We start from the raw sequence: 21,004 nt of genomic DNA, 5'->3' as shown, positions 1-21,004 counted from the left end.
CACGCGGCGGGAGCGCTCGCGGACGCGCGGGCATCGTCGTCCGTCGTCCGCCTTCCGGGGACAAGGACAGGACGGGCCGACGCGTCAGCCGAGTCGGTCGACCAGTTGGCGCGCCCGGGTGATCGCCTCGCCCAGAGCGGCCTTCTGATCGGTGCCCTCGGGGCGCTCGCCCATCCGCTCCAGCACCGCGAGCAGCGCCCGCGCCTCCTGCGCGGCCTCGGCGCGCGACCCCAGGCTCACCTCGGGCGGCGGCTCGACGTCGAAGCGCGCGAGCTGCTCCAGGCGCGCGGGCAGCTCGGTCTGACCCAGCAGCGCCAGCGCCGCCTCCAGCCGTTGCCGCTGCTGCTGGTGGTGCCAGCTCGGACCGAGCTGGCCCTGCTCGGCCATCAGCTGCCCCAGCCGCCCATGCGCCAGCGCCTGCACCGAGCGCGACTGCAGCGCCTCGCCCAGGGCCAGCGCCTCCTGCGCGGGCGGCACCGCCTCGGCGCCGGCGCGCAGCTCGGAGAGCAGCAGCAGCACCTGCGCCAGCAGCCACGGGTAGTGGCTGCGCCGCGCCAGGTCCTCGGCCTGCGTGGCCAGCGACAGCGCCTCCTCCGCGGCCGCGCTGTCGCGCGCGCAGCGGGCGTAGTGCCACATGGCCTCGGCCTCGTAGTCACGGTGGCCGACCTCGCGCGCCGCGGCGCGGGCCTTCTCCAGCCGCGCCATCGCGGCCTGCGGCCCCTGCGTCGCACGCAGCGACACGGCGCGGTTCAGGCCGATCTTGGCGCGCAGGTAGGCGTCGTCGATCAGGCGTGGATAGTGGCGCTCGGCCTGGTCCAGCATGCGGCCGCCGCGCGCCCAGTCGCCCAGCGCGAAGCAGAGCTGCGCCAGCCCGATGCGGGCCAGGCAGGCCCAGCGGGTCTGGTCGTCGGTGAGCTCGAGCGCCTCGCTCCAGGCGTTGCAGGCCTGGACGTAGTCGCCGCGCTGGTAGTGCAGGCGGCCCAGCGCCTCGCTGAGCTCGGCCGCCTCCTCGCGCAGCCGCTGCTGCAGCGCGCGGGCCAGCGCCTGCTCCAGCGCGGCCTGCAGCTCGGGGCCGCGGCCCCAGCGCTCCAGGATGAAGAACGCGCCAAGCAGCGCCTGGAAAGGGGGTTCGGCGCTGCCGGCCACCAGCCGCAGCAGGCGGGGGTAGGTCAGGCCGGGGCGCCTCATCACGACGCGCTCCCAGCGCGCCTGCGACGGCATTCCCGCGCCACCGGCGCCCGCGCCCTGACGCGGCGCACTCCGCCTGGCGCGCACCTCCGCGTCCGTCTGCCCTCGATCGCCTCGCTCGCCCGTCGCCATGTTGGTCCCGTGTGGTGTCGCCCCTCCTCGGGGAAGCCGGAAGCATACCGAGTTCAGGCAAGAACGCCCCGGCGGATCACTCCGCCGGGGCGTTCGTCATGAAGGTCTGCTCAGGGCGTCGGGTCGACGCCCCGGCGGGCCGGGCGATCAGGCCGGCGCGGCACCCGGGTTGCGCAGACGGATGTGCAGCTCGCGCAGCTGCTTCTCGTCCACGTTCGAGGGGGCGCCGGTCAGCAGGCACTGCGCGCGCTGCGTCTTCGGGAAGGCGATGACGTCGCGGATGGACTCGGCCTTGGTCATCAGCGTGACCAGGCGATCCAGGCCGAAGGCCAGGCCACCGTGCGGGGGCGCGCCGTACTGCAGCGCGTCCAGCAGGAAGCCGAACTTCACGCGCTGCTCCTCCGGGCTGATGTTCAGGGCCTCGAAGACCTTGGCCTGCACGTCGGCACGGTGGATACGCACCGAGCCGCCGCCCAGTTCCCAACCGTTCAGCACCATGTCGTAGGCCTTGGCGATGCACTTGCCCGGATCCGAGACCATCAGGTCCTCATGGCCGTCCTTCGGCGCGGTGAACGGGTGGTGCACGGCGGCCCAGCGCTTGTTCTCCTCGTCTTCCTCGAACATCGGGAAGTCGACGACCCACAGCGGCGCCCACTTGTCCTCGAACAGGCCCGAGGTCTTGCCGAACTCGCTGTGGCCGACCTTCAGGCGCAGCGCGCCGATCGCGTCGTTGACGACCTTGGCCTTGTCCGCGCCGAAGAAGATCAGGTCGCCGTCCTGCGCGCCGGTGCGCGCCAGGATGTCCGCGACCGCCTTGTCGTGCAGGTTCTTGACGATGGGCGACTGCAGGCCCTCGCGGCCCTTGGCCACTTCGTTGACCTTGATCCAGGCCAGGCCCTTGGCGCCGTAGATCTTGACGAACTCGGTGTACGAGTCGATCTCGCCGCGGCTCATCTGGGCGCCGCCCGGCACGCGCAGCGCGACCACGCGGCCGCCCGGGGTGGTGGCGGGGGTCGAGAAGACCTTGAAGTCCACGTCGCCCATCACGTCGGTCAGCTCGGTGAACTCCAGCTTGACGCGCAGGTCCGGCTTGTCCGAGCCGAAGCGGAACATGGCCTCGGCGTACTTCATGACCGGGTAGTCGCCCAGCTCGACGTTCAGCGCCTTGCGGAAGACGTGGCGGATCATGCCCTCGAACATCGCGCGGATCTCTTCCTCGCCCAGGAAGGAGGTCTCGATATCGATCTGGGTGAACTCGGGCTGGCGGTCGGCGCGCAGGTCCTCGTCGCGGAAGCACTTGGTGATCTGGTAGTAGCGGTCGAAACCGGCCACCATCAGCAGCTGCTTGAAGAGCTGAGGAGACTGCGGCAGCGCGAAGAACATGCCGTCATGCACGCGGGACGGGACCAGGTAGTCGCGCGCGCCCTCGGGCGTGCTCTTGGTCAGCATCGGCGTCTCGATGTCGACGAAGCCGTGCTCGTCCAGGAACTTGCGCGCTTCCATCGCCACGCGGTAGCGCAGCATCAGGTTGTTCTGCATGTACGGGCGGCGCAGGTCCAGCACGCGGTGCGTCAGGCGGGTGGTCTCGGAGATGTTCTCGTCGTCCAGCGGGAAGGCCGGCGTCACCGACGGGTTCAGCACTTCCAGCTCATGGCACAGGACTTCGACCTTGCCGCTGACCAGGTTGGCGTTCTCGGTGCCGGCCGGGCGCGCGCGCACCTTGCCGACGATCTTCACGCAGAACTCGTTGCGGACCTCCTCGGCCACCTTGAACATCTCGGCGCGATCCGGGTCGCACACGATCTGGACCAGGCCTTCGCGGTCGCGCAGGTCGATGAAGATCACGCCGCCGTGGTCGCGGCGACGATGGGCCCAGCCCATCAGGGTCACGGTCTGGTCCAGCAGCTTCTCGCTGACTTGGCCGGCATAGCAGGTACGCATGGGGGTTCTCCGGAAATTCTTCGGTGTTCGGTGCCGGACGGGCGGCGATCGGCGGGCGGCCAGAAGGGCCAGGGCTCGCGCGACCCGTTCGGCGGGTTCGTTGAAAGGCGCTGATGGCGGGGCCGTCGGGCCCTCAGGACTGAGCGCTTGCCGGGGCGCTCAGCCCGGTCAATTTCGTGCGGGCTCGCCCGTGGGCAGGACCACGGCCGCGTCCGCCTGGGGAGCGACCACGCCCATCGAGATGATGTACTTGAGCGCCTCGTCCACGCTCATGGCCAGGGGCCGCAGCTGCGCCCGGGGCATCATCAGGAAGAAGCCGGACGTGGGGTTGGGCGTGGTGGGGACGTACAGCGAGACGTGTTCCTCGGGGTCCGCGCCGCTGAGCGCGCCCAGCTGGTGCGCGACCTCGCCGCCCGGCTTGCCGGTGACGAAGGCGATGGTCCACGAGCCCTGGTGCGGGTAAGGGACCAGCACGGCCTCGCGGAAGGCGTTGCCGCTGGACGAGAACAGCGTGTCCGAGACCTGCTTGACCGAGCTGTAGATGCTCTTGACGATGGGGATCTTGAAGAGCAGCTTGTCCCACTGGCGCAGCCACCACTGGCCGAACATGTTCGCGACGAACATGCCGGTCAGCATCAGCAGGGCCACCATGACGACGACGCCCAGGCCGGGGATGTCGTGCAGTTGCTTGAGGGAGTTCTCGGCCGCGACCGGGAGCAGCGCGCCGACCGCCTTGAGCAGCCAGGTGAACACGCCGTCGATCATGCCCAGCACCCACAGCAGCACCCAGACGGTGATGGCGAGCGGCAGCCAGACCAGCAGGCCGGTGATGATGTACTTTCTCATGCCTGGGTCCGGGACTTCGGGATCAATGGCAGGCGCAGGAGCCGCCGCAGGACGTGCCGCCCGAGGCGCTCGAGCCGCTGTCGGAGGCCGTCGCGGTGGATGCCGCGGGGGTCGACTCCGATGCGGTCGCGGTGCCGGCCTCGCCGCCGGACGCCGCCGGGGCGCTGGCGCCGGTGGCCGCCGCGCTGGTGCCGCCCGAACCGCCCCGGAAGTCGGTCACGTACCAGCCCGAGCCCTTGAGCTGGAAGCCGGCGGCGGTGACTTGCTTCGAGAAGCTCTCCGCGCCACAGGCCGGGCAGACGGTCAGCGGCGCGTCGGACAGCTTCTGCAGCACGTCTTTCGCGTGGCCGCAGGCGCCACAGCGGTAAGCGTAGATCGGCATCGTGGGGGTCCGGGTCAAAAACCCGAAATTATATAGACGCGCGCCCGATCACCCCCTCGCGGGGGCGGACCGGGCGCTCTTCCGGGGGAGATTCAGGCGGCTTGACGGGCGGTATCCGCACCACCGGCCAGCCGATGGTGGGAGCCCTGCACGTCGCGGATGGCCTGCGGGCCCAGCGAGCCCAGCACCATGCCCACCACGCCGGCCAGCAGGCCGGCCAGTTGCGCGGGGAACTGCTCGCCCGCCGGCGTCGCCAGGAAGAGGATCCAGGTCAGCACGCCCAGGACGATCGCGAAGATCGCGCCCTGCGTCGTCGCGCGCTTCCAGTACAGGCCGAAGACCAGCGGCACGAAGGCGCCGACCAGGGTGACCTGGTAGGCGCTGGAGACCATCTCGTAGATCGAGGTGCCCTGCAGCGCGATCGCGTAGCCGCAGACGCAGACCGAGAACAGCAGCACGGCGATGCGCATGGTGCGCAGCTCTTGCTTGTCGGACACGCGCGGGAAGAACTGGCGCCAGATGTTCTCGACGAAGGTCACCGACGGCGCCAGCAGCGTGGCCGAGGCGGTCGACTTCAGCGCCGACAGCAACGCGCCGAAGAAGATCACCTGCATCACGAAGGGCATGCGGTCGATCACCAGGGTGGGGATGACCTGCTGGGGATCCTCGGCGATCAGCTGCTTGGCCTCGTTCGGCATGATGATCAGCGCGCTGACGACGATGAACATCGGGACGAAGGCGAACAGGATGTAGCAGATGCCGCCGATCACCGGGCCGCGCGTCGCGGCCTTGACGTCCTTGGCCGACATCACGCGCTGGAACACGTCCTGCTGCGGGATCGAGCCCAGCATCATCGTCACCGCCGCGCCGACGAAGAACACGACGTCGTGGAACTTGGGCTCGGGCAGGAAGCGGAACATGTCCTGGCTCGTCGCCAGGGCGATGACCTTGTCGGCGCCCCCCGCCATGTCCGCGGCGAAGAACGCGATGATGGACAGGCCCACCACCAGGATGATCATCTGGATGAAGTCGGTCACGGCCACCGACCACATGCCGCCGAACAGCGTGTAGGCCAGGATGGACGCGGTGCCGATCATCATGCCCACCGGGATGCTGATCACGCCACCGGACAGCAGCTTGAACACCAGGCCCAGCGCGGTGACCTGGGCGGCCACCCAGCCCAGGTAGGACAGGATGATGATGAAGCTGCACACGACCTCGACCACCCGGCCGTAGCGCTCGCGGTAGTAGTCGCTGATGGTCAGCAGCGTCATCCTGTAGAGCTTGGCGGCGAAGAACAGGCCCACCAGGATCAGGCAGGACCCCGCGCCGAAGGGATCCTCGACCACCCCGTTCAGGCCCGTCTGCACGAACTTGGCGGGAATGCCCAGCACCGTTTCCGAGCCGAACCAGGTCGCGAAGGTGGTCGTGACGATCATCACCAGCGGCAGGTGGCGCCCGGCGATGGCGAAGTCCGCCGTGTTCTTCACCCGTTTGGCGGCCCACAGGCCGATCGCGATGGTGACAAGCAAGTAAAGGATGACCAGGGTCAGGAGCATGGCGGCGGGCCTTGGGAAAGCGGAAAGCGCGGGGGAGACAAAAAAGCGCGCGGATTATCCCCGGAACGTCCGACCCCGCCGCCCCGGGACTCCCCTGCCTCATCGAGGGAGCACAGATCCCTCATTGAGGCCAGTTCAGCGGTTTCTCTTACGCATTGCAGGGATGGGGCCATCCAGGGGGTGAGATTTCAAATCCTTCCACGCCCTTCCCCCCCCCCATGGAGCCCGCAACGTGGATGCCCTGACCGTAGATCTGGACTTCATCGTCGGCCATCTGCCGATGTCCGTCGGCGAACTCAGCGCCCTGAGCCGCGGACGGATCGTTCCCCTCGGAACCCCCATCCCCGCCCGGGTACGCATCGTCGCCCATGGCACCGAGCTCGGCCTGGGCCGCTTGGTGGAGATCGACGGCCAGCTGGCCATCGAGATCGACGTCTGGGGAGGCGCGCGATGACCCGCCCCGACATCGATCTGGCGCGCGAACCGCACCCCGGCACCTCGCCGGCAGAGCCCTCGCCTCAGGACGCCACGCCCGTCGACGCGGTGCTCGCGGCCCACCGCCAGCAACTGGTCCTCAGCAGCATCGTGAAGATCGCCCGCGATTCCCGGAGCGACTCCAGCAAGCTCAAGCGTTTCCTGCGCCGCTACGAACGCTCGTCCAGCGAGCTCGACGACATCATTCAGGACGCCATGGTCGAGGCCACGCGCTGCGCGGATCGCTTCCAGGCGCGTTCGTCGGTCGAGACCTGGTTCTTCGGCATCGCGGCCAACATCGCCCGCAACCATGTGGCGCGCTGCGCCCGGCGCAACAGCCAGATGGAGAGCCTGGACGAGTCGCCCGCCCTGATGGACGTCGACTCGGCCTACCGGCCCGCCGGGGCCAACCGGGACGTGAGCCAGCAGGTGATCTACCGCCAGCTGGCCGACATCGTGGACCTGGCCCTGTCGGACCTGTCGCCCGAGTTGCGGGTCACCTTCGACCTCGCCTGCCTGCAGGAAGAGTCCTACCGCGACGTGGCCGACATCCAGTCCATCCCCATCGGCACCGTGCGCTCGCGGGTCAACCGGGTGCGGACGATGCTGCGCTCGCGCCTGCAGCACGGGTTCGCGGACTACGCGAGCTGAGCGCCCGCCGGGGCCCCGGTCAGATGGACCGGGGCGGGGCGGCGCTCAGCCGCCCATCCAGCGCACGGCGACCTGGGTCACCACCAGCGCCACCACGAATCCCGAGACGCCCCACAGCAAGGCCTGCAGCAGCACGTTGGTCCGGCGCTGCTCGCGCAGCAGTTCGCGGGTGAGCTCGGCCTGACCGGTGTCGGCGCGCTGGCGCAGGACCTCATGCATCAGCCGCGGGAACTCCGGCACCATCTGTGCGAAGCGCGGCGCCTCCTTCTTCAGGTGGTGCACGAAGGCGCGCCAGCCGACCTGCTCGTCCATCCAGCGCTCGAGGAAGGGCTTGGCCGTCGCCCACAGGTCCAGCTCCGGATCGAGCTGCCTGCCCAATCCTTCAATGTTGAGCAGCGTTTTTTGCAGCAAAACCAGCTGAGGCTGAATCTCGACGTTAAATCGTCGTGAGATCTGAAACAGGCGCATCAGCACCTGGCCCAACGAAATGTCCTTCAGCGGGCGGTCGAAATGGGGCTCGCAGACGGTGCGCACCGCCCCTTCGAGCTCGTCGACCCGGGTCTCGGGAGGCACCCAGCCGGACTCGATGTGCAGTTCCGCGACGCGCTTGTAGTCACGACGGAAGAAGGCGATGAAGTTCTGCGCCAGATAGTCCTTGTCGACCTCGGTCAGCGTGCCGATGATCCCGAAATCCAGCGCCACGTAGCGGCCGAAGGTCTCCGGATCCAGGCTGACCTGGATGTTCCCCGGGTGCATGTCCGCGTGGAAGAAGCCGTCCCGGAACACCTGGGTGAAGAAGATCGTCACCCCGTCGCGGGCCAGCTTCTTGATGTCGACGCCCGCCTCGCGCAGCCGCTCCAGCTGCGAGATCGGGACCCCGCGCATGCGCTCCATGACGATGACCTCGCTGGCGCACAGCTCCCAGATCATCTCGGGAACCAGCACCAGCTGCAGGTCCTGCATGTTGCGGCGCAGCTGGGCGGCGTTGGCCGCCTCGCGGACCAGGTCCAGCTCGTCGTGCAGGTAGGTGTTGAACTCGCCGACCACCTCGCGCGGCTTGAGCCGGCGACCGTCGGCGGAGAAGCGCTCCACCCAGCCCGCCAGCGTGCGCATCAGCGCCAGGTCGTCCTCGATGATGTCGAGCATGCCCGGGCGCAGCACCTTCACGGCCACCTCGCGGCCGTCCTTCAGCGTGGCGAAGTGCACCTGCGCGATCGAGGCGCTGGCCACCGGCTCGGCATCGAAGGTGGCGAACAGTTCCTCGATGCGGCGGCCGAAGGCGCGCTCGATCAGCGCGCGCGACTGCTCGGCCGGGAAGGGCGGGACGTTGTCCTGGAGCTTGGACAGCTCCTCGATCATGTCGGCCGGGACCAGGTCCCGGCGCGTCGAGAGCAATTGGCCGAACTTGACGAAGATCGGCCCGAGCCGCTCCAGCGCCAGGCGCAGCCGCGCGCCGCGCGGCTGATCCCAGACGCGGCCGACCGTGATCAGCCGGCGCAGGAAACGGAAACGACGGCGCTTGAGCGTGGACAGCGCCAGCTCATCGAGCCCGAAGCGATAGAACGTCCAGACGATGAGCAGCAGGCGGGACAGATACCTCATGCCTCAGGACCTCATGCCCGGTCCTTGCCGTCGGGCATGAAGCGGCCCGCCTGGCGCGCCAGCGTCGCCATCGCCTGCGCCGCCGCGCGGCCGAAGCGGCCGAGCTGGTGGGCCACGGCGGGGCCGGTGATGGCCGCCAGGTCGTCCTCGATGTCCCAGCGCACGTGGTCGATCAGCCAGTTGAAGTCGCCGGCGAGCTGCGCGTCGCCCTGGACCCGCACGTCCGGACGGGCCCCCGACAGCGCCGCGAAGGCGGCCGCGGCCGGATTCGAGGCATCGAGTTCGATCCTCAGGTCCGGTTCTTGCCTAGGGGCTTGCGCGTCGTCGACTCGTTCCAGCAGACCGGCGGGCGTGATGCGCAGTTGCAGGTCGGGCACGACCGGAAGCAGGGCCGGCCAGCCGGACAGGTGCAGTTGCAGCGTCTTGCCCGTGTGGGGAGCCAGGCGCGCGGTGGCGACAGGCTCCCGGGCCATGACATGGTTGAGCAACAGCGTGATGCGATCCTGCGCCGCGGGGGCCAGGAGCTTGGACCATTCTTGAAGCATGGGGCGGATTGTAGGCAGGCGGATCCCCTCCCCGCGGCGCCACCGGAACGATCCCGTCCAGGGGTGCCGGCGGGCTGCAAGGTAGGGGGTTCGGTTACGAGTCGAGGAAATAAGTTGAGAGAAAATTTCCGCCTCCTGCCGGGAGGGGGGAAACCCGGCATGTGGCCTTCATCGGAAGGCTGGCCGGATCGGGCGCGCGGCGTCCGGCCGCACTCGCCGCCGGACACCGCGACGACGGAAGCAACCAAGGACCACTGGCTGATGTTTGAGGATCGGAATTACAAGAGAACGTTCTACAGCGCGCCGCAATCGGTCCAGTCGTTCATCGCGGCTTTTCTCGAGCCGACGCTGATCGTCCTCATCTACCTGGGCCTGCTGGCCTGGTTCGGCGAGCCGGTCATGCGGTCGACCTACACGCTGTGCATGCTGGTGTTCGCGCTGACCTTCCCGGGTCGCAACCGCTTCACGGATCACCCGGCCTCCGCCGTCACCGACATCGTCGGCTCCTGGCTGATGCTGCTGCTGATCCTGGGCATGTTCGCCTACGCCACCAGCAGCTTCCACTACTTCGAGCGCGACGTGCTGCTGTGGTGGGCGGTGCTCACGCCGACCGCGCAGATCGTGGCGGTCGAGATCGGCCGTCAGGTGCTGCGCTGGCGCGCGGCCCAGCCCTCGGTGCGCCGCAACGCGGTGATCATCGGCGCCGGCCCGCTGGGCGCGAAGGTGGCGCGGGCGCTGGAGTTTGGCACCGTGCGCGGCGTCGACTGCCTGGGCTTCTTCGACGACCGCACCGACGACCGCCTGCACGAGGACTGCCACGGCCGCCTGCTGGGCACCCTCCCCCAGCTGAGCGACTTCGTCCGCGCCCACGGCGTGCGCGAGGTCTACATCACGCTGCCCCTGGGCTCGCAGCCCCGCATCCTGCGCCTGCTGGAGCAGCTGCAGGGCACGACCGCGTCGCTGTTCTTCGTGCCGGACGTCTTCGGCATCAGCATCATCCAGGGCCGCCTGCAGGACGTGAACGGCGTCCCGGTGGTGGGCATCCTGGAGACGCCGTTCACCGGCGTGAACGAGGTGGTCAAGCGCATCAGCGACATCGTGCTGTCCAGCCTGATCCTGGTGCTGATCTCCCCCATCCTGCTGCTGCTGGCGATCGGCGTGAAGCTGAGCTCGCCCGGCCCGGTGATCTTCAAGCAGCGCCGCAACGGCCTGGATGGCGAGGAGATCATCGTCTACAAGTTCCGCTCGATGCGGTCCATGGACAACGGCGCGGTGGTCAAGCAGGCCACCAAGGGCGACCCCCGCATCACGCCCTTCGGCGCCTTCATCCGCCGCACCTCGCTGGACGAGCTGCCGCAGTTCGTCAACGTGCTGCAGGGCCGGATGAGCATCGTCGGACCGCGTCCGCACGCGGTCGCGCACAACGAGGAGTACCGGCAGCTGATCAAGGCCTACATGGTCCGCCACAAGGTCAAGCCCGGCATCACCGGCTGGGCCCAGGTCAACGGCCTGCGCGGCGAGACCGACACCGTGGACAAGATGAAGGCGCGCGTCGAGTTCGACCTCGAGTACCTGCGCAACTGGTCGCTCGGGCTGGACCTGCAGATCATCGTCCGCACCGTGCGGCTGATGCTGTTCGACCGCCACGCGTATTGAGCGACGGTATCCACCAGAAACAGAAAGGCCCCCTCGATGAAGCTCCGCCATCTGTCGTTGCCGTTCGCGCTGCTCGCCTCCGTGTCCTGCTGGGCCCAGAGCCAGGGCCAGGGCGAATCGAGCAACCCCTGGTACCTGGGCGCCTCGCTCGGCCATTACTACACCAGCAACGTCTTCCGCACCAACGAGGCCTCCAACAGCGACCAGCTGACCTCGATCAGCCTGCTGGCCGGCCTGGACACGCGGCTGGGGCGCCAGCACCTGCGCGGCAGCGCTCGCCTGAACGACACCCGCTACAACAGCAACAGCCGGCTCAACAACAACGGCTACGACCTGGCCGCCGGCGTGGACTGGGAGACCGTGGGCAACCTGTCGGGCACGGTGGACTACACGCGCAGCCGCCAGCTGGCTGACTTCAACAGCAACACCGGCATCGCCCCCACGACCGACCGCAACCTGCAGACCGACCAGAGCCTGGGCGGCAGCGTCCGGCTGGGCCTGCCCAACCTGTCGCCCTTCATCGTCGAGGGCACCTTCCAGCGGCGCGAGCGCGACTACTCGCTGGCGCTGTGGGACACGCAGGAATACCGGCAGAACACCTCGTCGCTGGGCCTGCTCTACAACGCCAGCAGCGCCTGGCGCTTCGGCGTGGCGGGCCGCTACACCAAGGGCAGCGTCCCGGTGAACGGCTTCGCGTGGAGCCGCAAGGACATCGACCTGACCGCGCTGTGGCGCGCGACCGGCTCCAGCAGCCTGAACGCGCGGATCAGCCGCAGCACCTCCGACAGCTTCACCGGCGTGACGGGCTCGCTGACCTGGAACTGGGCGCCGGGCGGCCGCTGGTCGCTCAACACCAAGCTGTCCCGCGACACCGGCATCGAGACCTACTACCTGGGCATCAACAACGGCCTGTCGGACTTCAACCGCGTGCAGACGGCGCTGCAGACGCAGTTCAACTACCGGCTCACCGGCAAGCTGACCGCGCAGGCGGGCGTGGGCGTGACGCGGCTGAGCCGCAACGGCGACATCGCCGTGATCGGCGACCGAGCCAAGGACAACTCGACCCAGTACAGCCTGGGCCTGGCCTGGGAGGCGCTGCGCAACGTGACCGTCGGCTGCCAGTACACGCGCCTGAACCGCGACACGTCCAACGTGGTCTACACCTACAACGCGTACACGGCCGGCTGTTATGTGCAAGGAACATTGCGCTGAGCCGACTACGATCCACTTACCCTTCACCGCTGCCTTCGACCCCATGGCCAACGAGACCATCCTGCTGACCGGCGCGACCGGCTACATCGCCTCCCATACCTGGCTCGCGCTGCTGGCGGCCGGCTACCGCGTCGTCGGCGTGGACAACTTCAGCAACAGCTCGCCCAAGGTCCTGGACCGGCTGGCGGCGCTGAGCGGCCAGACCCCGGTGTTCGAGAAGCTCGACGTCTGCGACGCGGCGGCGCTGGACGGCGTGTTCCGCGAGCACAAGCCGGCGGCGGTGGTGCACTTCGCCGCCTACAAGGCGGTCGGCGAGTCGACCGCCAAGCCGCTGAGCTACTACCGCAACAACCTGGACGGCCTGCTGACGGTGTGCGAGACCCTGCAGCGCCACGGCGGCAAGCGCCTGGTGTTCTCCTCCAGCGCGACGGTCTACGGCCAGCCCAAGACGCTGCCGCTGCGCGAGGATTCGGAGCTCTCGACGACCAACCCCTACGGCGCGACCAAGCTGATGAGCGAAGGCATCCTGCGCGACCTCGGCGCGTCGGACCCGAGCTGGCAGATCGCCTGCCTGCGCTACTTCAACCCGGTGGGCGCGCACGAGAGCGGCCAGATCGGCGAGGACCCGCGCGGCACGCCCAACAACCTGATGCCCTACGTGGCGCAGGTGGCGGTGGGCCGACGCGACAAGCTGTCGGTCTTCGGCGGCGACTACGACACCCCGGACGGCACGGGCGTGCGCGACTACATCCACGTGGTCGACCTGGCCGAGGGCCATGTCGCGGCGCTGGACTTCCTGCTGCGCGGCACCGAGTCCATCGTGGTCAACCTGGGCACCGGCCAGGGCTACAGCGTGCTGGACCTGGTCAAGGCCTTCGGTGCCGCCAGCGGCCGCGACATCCCCTACGAGATCGTCCCGCGCCGCCCCGGCGACGTGGCGGCCTGCTACGCCGATCCGACGCTGGCCCGCGAGAAGCTGGGCTGGACCGCCAAGCGCGACCTGAAGCGCATGTGCGAGGACAGCTGGCGCTGGCAGTCGACCAACCCGAACGGCTTCGAGGGCTGAGCGGGGCGCCGGGGTCGGGCGCTCTGCGACACTCCGGGTCAAATTTCAAGCATCGACGGCGTCCGACGGGGCGCCGACACACATTCGACGCGCGGCGACGGCCGGCGCGACGTCCGGACCCATGTCCGGTTCCAGAGAGAGGGAGCAGTACCTTGAGCAAGATCGACATCCAACCGGTGATCATGGCCGGCGGCAGCGGGACGCGGCTGTGGCCGCTGTCGCGCGCGGGCTACCCCAAGCAGTTCCTGGTGCTGAGCGGCAACAGCAGCCTGTTCCAGCAGGCCGCCGACCGGCTGGCCACGCTGGGCGCCGAGGACCTGGCGGTGCGCGCGCCCATCGTCGTGGGCAACGAGGAGCACCGCTTCATGGTGCTGGACCAGTTGCGCGAGCAACGCATCGATCCGGGCGCCGTCCTGCTCGAACCCATGGGCCGCAACACCGCGCCGGCGATCACGCTGGCCGCGTTGCAGGCGCTGGAATCGGGCACGGACCCGGTGCTGGTGGTGACGCCGGCCGACCAGACGGTCGTCGACGGCCCCGCCTTCACCACCGCCCTGCAGGCCGCGGTTCGCCAGGCCAGCGACGGCGCGATCGTGATCCTGGGCATCACCCCGGACCGCCCGGAGACCGGCTACGGCTACATCCGCGGCGGCCAGGACGGCAGCGGCCTGCGCGTGGAGGCCTTCGTCGAGAAGCCGGACGCGGCCACGGCGCAGAAGTACGTGGACCAGGGCGGCTACTACTGGAACAGCGGCATGTTCGTGCTGCGCGCCAGCGTCTGGCTGAAGGCGCTGCAGCAGTTCCGCCCCGACATCGAGCAGGCGACCCGCGTGGCCTTCACCGCGAAGGCGGTGGACGGCCCCTTCGTCCGCCCGGGCAAGGAGGCCTTCGCCGCGGTGCCGGCCGAGTCCATCGACTACGCGGTGATGGAGCGCTGCCCCGGCAGCGCCTTCGCGCTGCGCATGGTCCCGCTGGACGCCGGCTGGAACGACCTGGGCGCCTGGGAGGCGGTCTGGCAGGTCGCCGACAAGGACGAGGCCGGCAACGCCAGCCGCGGCGACGCGATCATCGCCGACAGCCGCAACACGCTGGTCCACGCCACGAGCCGCCTGGTCTCGGCGGTGGGGCTGGACAACGTCGTCGTCGTGGAGACGCCGGACGCGGTGCTGGTCGCCGACCGCAGCAAGAGCCAGGACGTCAAGAAGATCGTCAACCAGCTGACCGCCGCCCAGCGCGACGAGCAGAACCTGCACCGCAAGGTGCACCGCCCCTGGGGCTGGTACGACAGCATCGACATGGGCGAGCGTTTCCAGGTCAAGCGCATCATGGTCAAGCCGGGCGCCTCGCTGTCGCTGCAGATGCATCACCACCGCGCCGAGCACTGGATCGTGGTCCAGGGCACGGCCGAGGTCGTCAACGGCGACAAGACCATCCTGCTGACCGAGAACCAGTCCACCTACATCCCGCTGGGCCAGGTGCACCGCCTGTCCAACCCGGGCAAGGTGCCGCTGGAGATCATCGAGGTCCAGTCCGGTTCCTACCTGGGCGAGGACGACATCGTCCGCTACCAGGACACCTACGGCCGGAATTGATCCCCGCTCGTCCGGGCTCCCGACCCTCACCCGGGGGGACGGGGTCGGCGGCGGCCCGAAAGTCGGATACAAACCCGTCCTGAGAGGGACCCCAGAACGCCCGGCCGGCAACGCCCGGGCGTTCCGCGCATTCAGCGCCCCCGCCGGCGGGGGTCGCCAGAGTTCAAAGCACAACGCCGCTACAGGTACAGGAGAAGGCCGTGTCCGTGATTGCCGTCGTCGGATTGGGATATGTGGGACTGCCGCTGGTGGTCGAGTTCGGCAAACACGGCCGCACCATCGGCTTCGACATCGCGGTGGACAAGGTCGCCAAGTGCCGCGCCGGCACCGACCCCTCCCGCGAGCTGACCGACGCCGAAGTCCAGGCCGCCGTCCACGCCGAGTACCACAGCGATCCGGCCTGCCTGGCCGAGGCCGACGTCATCATCGTGGCCGTCCCCACCCCGGTGGACGAGGCCCACATCCCCGACTTCAAGCCCCTGATCGGCTCGTCCACCAGCGTGGGCCGCCACATGAAGCGCGGCGCGGTCGTGGTCTACGAATCGACCGTCTACCCCGGCGCGACCGAGGAAGTCTGCATCCCGGTGCTGGAGCGCGAATCCGGCCTGAAGTGGAAGCAGGACTTCTTCGTCGGCTACAGCCCGGAGCGCATCAACCCGGGCGACAAGGAACACACGCTGACGAAGATCCTCAAGATCGTCTCCGGCGACACGCCCGAGACGCTGGACATCGTCGCCAGGACCTACGAGCGGATCATCGTCCCCGGCGTGCACCGCGCCTCCAGCATCAAGACCGCCGAGGCCGCCAAGGTCATCGAGAACACCCAGCGCGACCTGAACATCGCGCTGATGAACGAGCTGGCCATCATCTTCGAGCGCATCGGCCTGGACACCTCCGAGGTGCTGGAGGCCGCCGGCACGAAGTGGAACTTCCTGAAGTTCAAGCCGGGCCTGGTGGGCGGCCACTGCATCGGCGTGGACCCCTACTACCTGACCCACAAGGCCGACATGCTGGGCTATCACCCGCAGGTCATCCTCGCGGGCCGCCGCATCAACGACGGCATGGGCAAGTTCATCGCCGAGCAGACCATCAAGCAGATGATCGCCGCCGGCAGCGTGATCAAGGGCGCCAAGGTCAACGTGCTCGGCCTGACCTTCAAGGAGGACTGCGGCGACCTGCGCAACTCCAAGGTGATCGACATCATCCACGAGCTGCGCAGCTACGGCGTGGACGTGCACGTCACCGATCCGACCGCCGAGGCCGACGAGGCCATGCACGAGTACGGCGTGGCGCTGTGCCGCTTCGAGGACCTGCCGCGCGCCGACGCGATCGTGGCGGCGGTGGCCCACCGCGAGTACAAGGCGCTGAGCCTGGACGCGATCCGGTCCAAGGTGGTCGAAGGCGGGGCCTTCATCGACGTGAAGGCGGCCTTTAGCAGCGACAATCTGCGCGCCGCCGGCCTGAAGGTCTGGCGGCTGTGAGGTCGGCCGGCCCCGTCGGACGGGGCGGCCGCCGCGCAGACCACGACACAGACCTCAGGGAAGTTCCATGACGATCCTCGTCACCGGCGGCGCCGGTTTCATCGGCAGCAATTTCGTGCTCGACTGGTTCAAGTCCTCGGACGAGCCCGTCGTCAACCTCGATGCCCTGACCTACGCCGGCAACCTCGAGAACCTGGCCTCGCTGCAGGGCGACGCGCGCCACGTCTTCGTGAAGGGCGACATCTGCGATCGTGCACTGATCGACCACCTGCTGGCCGAGCACCAGCCGCGCGCGATCGTCCACTTCGCCGCCGAGTCCCACGTCGACCGCTCCATCCACGGCCCGGGCGCCTTCATGCGCACCAACGTCGAAGGCACCTTCACGCTGCTGGAAGCCGCGCGTGCCTACTGGTCCGCGCTGCAGGGCGAGGCCAAGTCGGGCTTCCGCTTCCACCACGTGTCGACCGACGAGGTCTACGGCTCGCTCAAGCCGCAGGACCCGCCCTTCGCCGAGACCCACGCCTACGAGCCCAACAGCCCGTATTCCGCGTCCAAGGCCGCCAGCGACCACCTGGTGCGCGCCTGGCACCACACCTACGGCCTGCCCGTGGTGACGACCAACTGCTCCAACAACTACGGGCCGTATCACTTTCCCGAGAAGCTGATCCCGCTGATGATCGTCAACGCGCTGGCCGGCAAGCCGCTGCCCGTGTACGGCGACGGCCAGCAGATCCGCGACTGGCTGTACGTGACGGACCACTGCTCGGGCATCCGCGCGGTGCTGGCCGGCGGCACGCTGGGCGAGACCTACAACATCGGCGGCTGGAACGAGAAGGCCAACATCGACATCGTCAAGACGGTGTGCGCGCTGCTCGACGAGCTGCGCCCCGACCCGGCCGGCCCCTACGCCCGTCTGATCACCTACGTGACCGACCGCCCCGGCCACGACCGCCGCTACGCCATCGACGCGCGCAAGATCGAGCGCGACCTGGGCTGGCGCCCCGCCGAGACCTTCGAGACCGGCATCCGCAAGACCGTGCAGTGGTACCTGGCCAACGAGGCCTGGGTGGCGAACGTGCAGTCCGGCGGCTACCGCGACTGGGTCTCGCAGCAGTATGGCGCCTGAGCGGGAGCGACCATGAAGATCCTGCTGCTGGGCAAGAACGGCCAACTGGGCTGGGAGCTGCAACGGGCGCTGGCGCCGCTGGGCGAGCTGGTCGCCATCGACCGCAGCGAAGGCGGCGACCTGGCCGATGAGGCCACGCTGCGCGCCACGGTGCGCCGCGTCGCGCCGGACGTCATCGTCAATGCCGCGGCCTACACCGCCGTCGACAAGGCGCAGAGCGAGCCCGAGCTCGCGCGCCGCGTCAACGCCCTGGCCGTGGGCCTGCTGGCCGCCGAGGCCAAGACGCTGGGCGCGCTGCTGGTGCATTACTCGACGGACTACGTCTTCGATGGCACCGGCTCGAACTGGCGCTTCGAGGACGCTCCCACCGGGCCGCTGAGCCTCTACGGCCAGACCAAGCTCGAGGGCGAGCAACTGATCGCCGCCTCCGGCTGCGACGCGCTGGTGCTGCGCACCAGCTGGGTCTACGCCGCGCGCGGCGGCAATTTCGCCAAGACCATGCTGAAGCTGGCCATCGAGCGCGAGCAGCTCAAGGTCGTGGCCGACCAGATCGGCGCGCCCACGGGCGCCGACCTGCTGGCCGACGTCAGCGCGCACATGATTCGCCAGTCGTTGAAGGACCGCACGCTGTGCGGCGTCTACCACGCCGTCGCCAGCGGCGAGACCAGCTGGTTCGACTACGCCAAGCACGTGCTGACGCGCGCGCAGGCCAAGGGCGTGGCGCTCAAGGTCGCCCCCGATCGCGTCGAGGCCCTGCCCAGCAGCGCCTACCCGACGCCGGCCCCGCGGCCGCTGAATTCGCGCCTGGACAACCACAAGCTGCAGGACCGCTTCGGCCTGGTGCTGCCGCACTGGCAGACCGGCGTGGACCGGCTGCTCGACGAAATCCTCTGATCGGAGCCTCGCGATGAGCACCACGAAGAGCACCACGAACCGCAAGGGCATCATCCTGGCCGGTGGCTCCGGCACCCGGCTGCACCCGGCCACGCTGGCCATCAGCAAGCAGCTGCTGCCCGTGTACGACAAGCCCATGGTCTATTACCCGCTCAGCACCTTGATGCTGGCGGGCATGCGCGACATCCTGCTGATCTCCACGCCGCAGGACCTGCCGCGCTTCGAGGCGCTGCTGGGCGATGGCTCCCGCTGGGGCATCAACCTGCAGTACTGCGTGCAACCCAGCCCGGACGGCCTGGCGCAGGCCTTCATCCTGGGCAAGGACTTCATCGGCGGCGCCCCCAGCGCGCTGGTGCTGGGCGACAACATCTTCTACGGTCACGACTTCGCCGGCCTGCTGGACAACGCCGACGCACAGACGGACGGCGCCAGCGTCTTCGCGTACCACGTGCACGATCCGGAGCGCTACGGCGTGGTCGAGTTCGACGCCCAGAAGCGCGCCGTGAGCATCGAGGAAAAGCCCAAGTCGCCCAAGAGCAACTACGCCGTCACCGGCCTGTACTTCTACGACCGCCAGGTCTGCGACATCGCCGCCGACATCCGGCCCAGCCCGCGCGGCGAGCTCGAGATCACCGACGTCAACGCCCGCTACCTGTCGCAGCAGCAGCTGCGCGTGGCGATCATGGGCCGCGGCTACGCCTGGCTGGACACGGGCACGCACGACAGCCTGATGGAGGCCGGCCAGTTCATCGCCACGCTGGAGAAGCGCCAGGGCCTGAAGGTCGCCTGCCCGGAGGAGATCGCCTTCCGCAAGGGCTGGATCAGCGCGGAGCAGCTCGAGGCCCTGGCCCAACCGATGCTCAAGAACGGCTACGGCCAATACCTGAAGCAAGTGCTGAACGAGAAAGTCTTCTGATGAATGTCATCCCGACCTCGCTGCCCGAGGTGCTGATCATCGAGCCGAAGGTCTTCGGCGACGCCCGCGGCTTCTTCATGGAGAGCTGGACCGAGCCCAAGTTCAACGCCGCCTGCGGCTACGACGTGAAGTTCGTCCAGGACAACCATTCGCGCTCGGCCCAGGGCGTGCTGCGCGGCCTGCACTTCCAGCTGCCGCCGCACGCGCAGGGCAAGCTGGTGCGCTGCACCAGCGGCGCGGTCTTCGACGTCGCCGTCGACATGCGCAGGTCCAGTCCCAACTTCGGCAAGTGGGCCGGCGTCGAGCTGACCGGCGAGAACCACCGCCAGCTGTGGATTCCCCCGGGCTTCGCCCACGGCTTCCTGGTGCTGAGCGAGACCGCCGACTTCCTCTACAAGACCACCGACCTCTACGCCCCGCAGGCCGAGGGCTCGGTGCGCTGGGACGATCCGACCATCGGCATCGACTGGCCCACGCTGGACGTCGCGTTCAAGCTCGCCGACAAGGATGCCCAGGCGCCCCTGCTCGCCGACGCGAAGTTCTTCGACTGATCCCGCGATGCCCGCGCCCCTGATCCATCTCATCGCCGGGGCGCGTCCGAATTTCATGAAGCTCGCGCCGCTGGTGCGAGCCCTGCGCGCGGACGGCCGCCTGGCCTGGAGGCTGATCCACACCGGCCAGCACCACGACCAGGCGATGAGCGGCGTGTTCTTCGACGAACTGGGACTGCCGCCGCCCGATGTCTCACTGGATTGCCATGGCGGCAGCCATGCGCAGCTGACCGCGCGGATCCTGCAGGCCTACGAGCCGCACGTGATCGCCGACCGGCCCGCCGCCTGCGTGGTGGTGGGCGACGTGGACTCCACCCTGGCCTGCGCCCTGACGGCGCGCAAGCTGGGCGTGCCGGTCGCGCATGTCGAGGCCGGCCTGCGCAGCGGCGACATGACCATGCCCGAGGAGATCAACCGCCGCGCCACCGACGCGATCGCGGACTGGCTCTTCACCACCGAGCCCAGCGCCGCCGCCCACCTGCGCCGCGAGGGCCACCCCGACGCGCGCATCCATGAGGTCGGCCATGTGATGGTCGACAACCTGCTGTTCCAGATCGACCGGCTCGAGGCCGGCGACGCGGCCGCACGCGCGGCCGAGGCGGCGGCCCGGGCGGCGCTCGAGGCCGCCGGCGCGGCGGCCGTCCCGGCGGGCCGCTTCGGCGTCGTGACCCTGCACCGCCCCGCGAACGTCGACGAGCCCCGGCAACTGGCCGCGCTCATGGACACGCTGGGCCAGCTCGCGGCCCGGCTGCCGCTGCTGTTCCCGGTCCACCCGCGCACCCGCGCCCGGCTGGACGCGATGGGCCTGCGGCCGGCGGCCGGCCTGTTCCTGCTGCCACCCCTGCCCTACCAGCCCTTCCTCTCGCTGTGGCGTCGCGCCGCGCTGGTGCTGACCGACAGCGGCGGCCTGCAGGAGGAGACCACCGCCCTGGGCATCCCCTGCCTCACGGTGCGCGACAACACCGAGCGCCCGGTCACCGTGGACCTGGGCACCAACCTGCTCGCCGGCACCGACCCGGCCCGCGTGCTGGCGCTGGCGTCGCAGCGCCTGGATGCGCTCGAGGCGGCCCCCGCGGACGGCGCGCCCGTGCGGCGTCCGCCGCTGTGGGACGGGCAGGCGGCCTCGCGCATCGTCGCCCGGCTGGCCGAGGACCTGCTCGCCTGAACCTCGCGCCCGGCCGAGCCCCCGT

General features: G+C 69.3%; 19 protein-coding genes. 12 read left to right on the top strand and 7 right to left on the bottom strand.

Annotated elements, in window-relative coordinates; translation table 11 throughout:
- Positions 1-84: 84 nt before the first annotated feature.
- The 5 genes from MCHT01_RS21735 to MCHT01_RS21715 all read right to left on the bottom strand — a co-directional run bounded on the left by MCHT01_RS21735 (position 85) and on the right by MCHT01_RS21715 (position 6,048).
- Positions 85-1,191, bottom strand: coding sequence for a hypothetical protein (locus MCHT01_RS21735; protein ID WP_218017930.1), 1,107 nt, complete (start codon positions 1,189-1,191; stop codon positions 85-87).
- A 276-nt stretch (positions 1,192-1,467) separates the two neighbouring features.
- The gene (aspS, locus tag MCHT01_RS21730) at positions 1,468-3,261 is read right to left on the bottom strand and encodes an aspartate--tRNA ligase (protein WP_067068631.1); all 1,794 of its coding nucleotides are present in this window, start codon (positions 3,259-3,261) and stop codon (positions 1,468-1,470) included.
- 168 nt (positions 3,262-3,429) lie between these two features.
- Entirely contained in the window at positions 3,430-4,107 is a 678-nt protein-coding gene (locus MCHT01_RS21725) for a DUF502 domain-containing protein (protein ID WP_067068630.1), read from the bottom strand.
- Positions 4,108-4,129: 22 nt separating this feature from the next.
- A complete protein-coding gene (locus tag MCHT01_RS21720) occupies positions 4,130-4,489 on the bottom strand; it encodes an FmdB family zinc ribbon protein (RefSeq protein WP_067068628.1) in 360 nt (119 codons plus the stop codon).
- 92 nt (positions 4,490-4,581) lie between these two features.
- Positions 4,582-6,048: a high affinity choline transporter 1 gene (locus MCHT01_RS21715; protein ID WP_067068626.1), complete on the bottom strand. Its 1,467-nt coding sequence runs from the start codon at positions 6,046-6,048 to the stop codon at positions 4,582-4,584.
- A gap of 232 nt (positions 6,049-6,280) precedes the next feature.
- Between MCHT01_RS21715 and MCHT01_RS21710 the strand changes: the two genes are divergently transcribed.
- Both MCHT01_RS21710 and MCHT01_RS21705 read left to right on the top strand, forming a co-directional pair.
- The gene (locus tag MCHT01_RS21710) at positions 6,281-6,502 is read left to right on the top strand and encodes a FliM/FliN family flagellar motor switch protein (RefSeq protein WP_067068623.1); all 222 of its coding nucleotides are present in this window, start codon (positions 6,281-6,283) and stop codon (positions 6,500-6,502) included.
- Entirely contained in the window at positions 6,499-7,173 is a 675-nt protein-coding gene (locus tag MCHT01_RS21705; protein WP_067068621.1) for a sigma-70 family RNA polymerase sigma factor, read from the top strand. Before MCHT01_RS21710 ends, MCHT01_RS21705 begins: the two co-directional genes overlap by 4 nt.
- Before the next feature lie 45 nt (positions 7,174-7,218).
- On the opposite strand, the gene ubiB is transcribed toward MCHT01_RS21705, so the two are convergent.
- Both ubiB and MCHT01_RS21695 read right to left on the bottom strand, forming a co-directional pair.
- On the bottom strand, positions 7,219-8,775 hold the full coding sequence (gene ubiB / locus MCHT01_RS21700) for a ubiquinone biosynthesis regulatory protein kinase UbiB (protein ID WP_067068619.1): 1,557 nt from the start codon (positions 8,773-8,775) through the stop codon (positions 7,219-7,221).
- Positions 8,776-8,786: 11 nt separating this feature from the next.
- Entirely contained in the window at positions 8,787-9,320 is a 534-nt protein-coding gene (locus MCHT01_RS21695; RefSeq protein ID WP_067068617.1) for a hypothetical protein, read from the bottom strand.
- A 261-nt stretch (positions 9,321-9,581) separates the two neighbouring features.
- Here MCHT01_RS21695 and MCHT01_RS21690 point away from each other — a divergent pair, with 261 nt between their 5' ends.
- The 10 genes from MCHT01_RS21690 to wecB all read left to right on the top strand — a co-directional run bounded on the left by MCHT01_RS21690 (position 9,582) and on the right by wecB (position 20,979).
- A complete protein-coding gene (locus MCHT01_RS21690; RefSeq protein WP_084453191.1) occupies positions 9,582-10,976 on the top strand; it encodes an undecaprenyl-phosphate glucose phosphotransferase in 1,395 nt (464 codons plus the stop codon).
- A gap of 36 nt (positions 10,977-11,012) precedes the next feature.
- On the top strand, positions 11,013-12,188 hold the full coding sequence (locus MCHT01_RS21685; RefSeq protein ID WP_067068614.1) for a porin family protein: 1,176 nt from the start codon (positions 11,013-11,015) through the stop codon (positions 12,186-12,188).
- Between the two features lie 43 nt (positions 12,189-12,231).
- Positions 12,232-13,254: a UDP-glucose 4-epimerase GalE gene (gene galE, locus MCHT01_RS21680; protein ID WP_067068612.1), complete on the top strand. Its 1,023-nt coding sequence runs from the start codon at positions 12,232-12,234 to the stop codon at positions 13,252-13,254.
- Positions 13,255-13,406: 152 nt separating this feature from the next.
- Complete coding sequence (locus MCHT01_RS21675; RefSeq protein WP_259375179.1) at positions 13,407-14,846, top strand: mannose-1-phosphate guanylyltransferase/mannose-6-phosphate isomerase; 1,440 nt, start codon at positions 13,407-13,409, stop codon at positions 14,844-14,846.
- A 200-nt stretch (positions 14,847-15,046) separates the two neighbouring features.
- Entirely contained in the window at positions 15,047-16,327 is a 1,281-nt protein-coding gene (locus MCHT01_RS21670) for a nucleotide sugar dehydrogenase (protein ID WP_067068609.1), read from the top strand.
- A gap of 67 nt (positions 16,328-16,394) precedes the next feature.
- Positions 16,395-17,453 (top strand): dTDP-glucose 4,6-dehydratase, encoded by a 1,059-nt coding sequence (rfbB, locus tag MCHT01_RS21665; protein ID WP_067068607.1) that lies wholly within the window; start codon positions 16,395-16,397, stop codon positions 17,451-17,453.
- 12 nt (positions 17,454-17,465) lie between these two features.
- Positions 17,466-18,347, top strand: a complete 882-nt coding sequence (gene rfbD / locus MCHT01_RS21660; RefSeq protein WP_067068604.1) for a dTDP-4-dehydrorhamnose reductase — start codon at positions 17,466-17,468, stop codon at positions 18,345-18,347.
- Between the two features lie 13 nt (positions 18,348-18,360).
- Positions 18,361-19,263 carry a glucose-1-phosphate thymidylyltransferase RfbA gene (gene rfbA, locus MCHT01_RS21655; RefSeq protein WP_067068602.1) on the top strand — a complete coding sequence of 301 codons (903 nt, stop codon included), beginning with the start codon at positions 18,361-18,363 and terminating at the stop codon, positions 19,261-19,263.
- Positions 19,263-19,814 carry a dTDP-4-dehydrorhamnose 3,5-epimerase gene (rfbC, locus tag MCHT01_RS21650; protein WP_067068599.1) on the top strand — a complete coding sequence of 184 codons (552 nt, stop codon included), beginning with the start codon at positions 19,263-19,265 and terminating at the stop codon, positions 19,812-19,814. The genes rfbA and rfbC overlap by 1 nt, the downstream gene beginning before the upstream one ends.
- Positions 19,815-19,821: 7 nt before the next feature.
- Entirely contained in the window at positions 19,822-20,979 is a 1,158-nt protein-coding gene (gene wecB, locus MCHT01_RS21645) for a non-hydrolyzing UDP-N-acetylglucosamine 2-epimerase (RefSeq protein ID WP_067068596.1), read from the top strand.
- Positions 20,980-21,004: the final 25 nt, after the last annotated feature.

Source organism: Mitsuaria chitosanitabida ATCC BAA-476 = NBRC 102408 (genome assembly GCF_001598255.1).
Taxonomy (GTDB): Bacteria; Pseudomonadota; Gammaproteobacteria; order Burkholderiales; family Burkholderiaceae_C; genus Roseateles; species Roseateles chitosanitabidus.
Note: the sequence above shows the minus strand (reverse complement) of the source record. Positions and strands in the feature narration are given on the sequence as shown.

What these genes read in the sequence shown, in the direction of transcription:
- MCHT01_RS21725 (WP_067068630.1), bottom strand. Translation starts at nt 4,107, where the DNA reads ATGAGAAAGTACATCATCACCGGCCTGCTGGTCTGGCTGCCGCTCGCC.
- rfbA (WP_067068602.1), top strand. Translation starts at nt 18,361, where the DNA reads ATGAGCACCACGAAGAGCACCACGAACCGCAAGGGCATCATCCTGGCC.
- MCHT01_RS21690 (WP_084453191.1), top strand. Translation starts at nt 9,582, where the DNA reads ATGTTTGAGGATCGGAATTACAAGAGAACGTTCTACAGCGCGCCGCAA.
- rfbD (WP_067068604.1), top strand. Translation starts at nt 17,466, where the DNA reads ATGAAGATCCTGCTGCTGGGCAAGAACGGCCAACTGGGCTGGGAGCTG.
- MCHT01_RS21720 (WP_067068628.1), bottom strand. Translation starts at nt 4,489, where the DNA reads ATGCCGATCTACGCTTACCGCTGTGGCGCCTGCGGCCACGCGAAAGAC.
- rfbB (WP_067068607.1), top strand. Translation starts at nt 16,395, where the DNA reads ATGACGATCCTCGTCACCGGCGGCGCCGGTTTCATCGGCAGCAATTTC.
- wecB (WP_067068596.1), top strand. Translation starts at nt 19,822, where the DNA reads ATGCCCGCGCCCCTGATCCATCTCATCGCCGGGGCGCGTCCGAATTTC.
- ubiB (WP_067068619.1), bottom strand. Translation starts at nt 8,775, where the DNA reads ATGAGGTATCTGTCCCGCCTGCTGCTCATCGTCTGGACGTTCTATCGC.
- MCHT01_RS21695 (WP_067068617.1), bottom strand. Translation starts at nt 9,320, where the DNA reads ATGCTTCAAGAATGGTCCAAGCTCCTGGCCCCCGCGGCGCAGGATCGC.
- rfbC (WP_067068599.1), top strand. Translation starts at nt 19,263, where the DNA reads ATGAATGTCATCCCGACCTCGCTGCCCGAGGTGCTGATCATCGAGCCG.
- aspS (WP_067068631.1), bottom strand. Translation starts at nt 3,261, where the DNA reads ATGCGTACCTGCTATGCCGGCCAAGTCAGCGAGAAGCTGCTGGACCAG.
- MCHT01_RS21715 (WP_067068626.1), bottom strand. Translation starts at nt 6,048, where the DNA reads ATGCTCCTGACCCTGGTCATCCTTTACTTGCTTGTCACCATCGCGATC.
- MCHT01_RS21705 (WP_067068621.1), top strand. Translation starts at nt 6,499, where the DNA reads ATGACCCGCCCCGACATCGATCTGGCGCGCGAACCGCACCCCGGCACC.
- MCHT01_RS21685 (WP_067068614.1), top strand. Translation starts at nt 11,013, where the DNA reads ATGAAGCTCCGCCATCTGTCGTTGCCGTTCGCGCTGCTCGCCTCCGTG.
- galE (WP_067068612.1), top strand. Translation starts at nt 12,232, where the DNA reads ATGGCCAACGAGACCATCCTGCTGACCGGCGCGACCGGCTACATCGCC.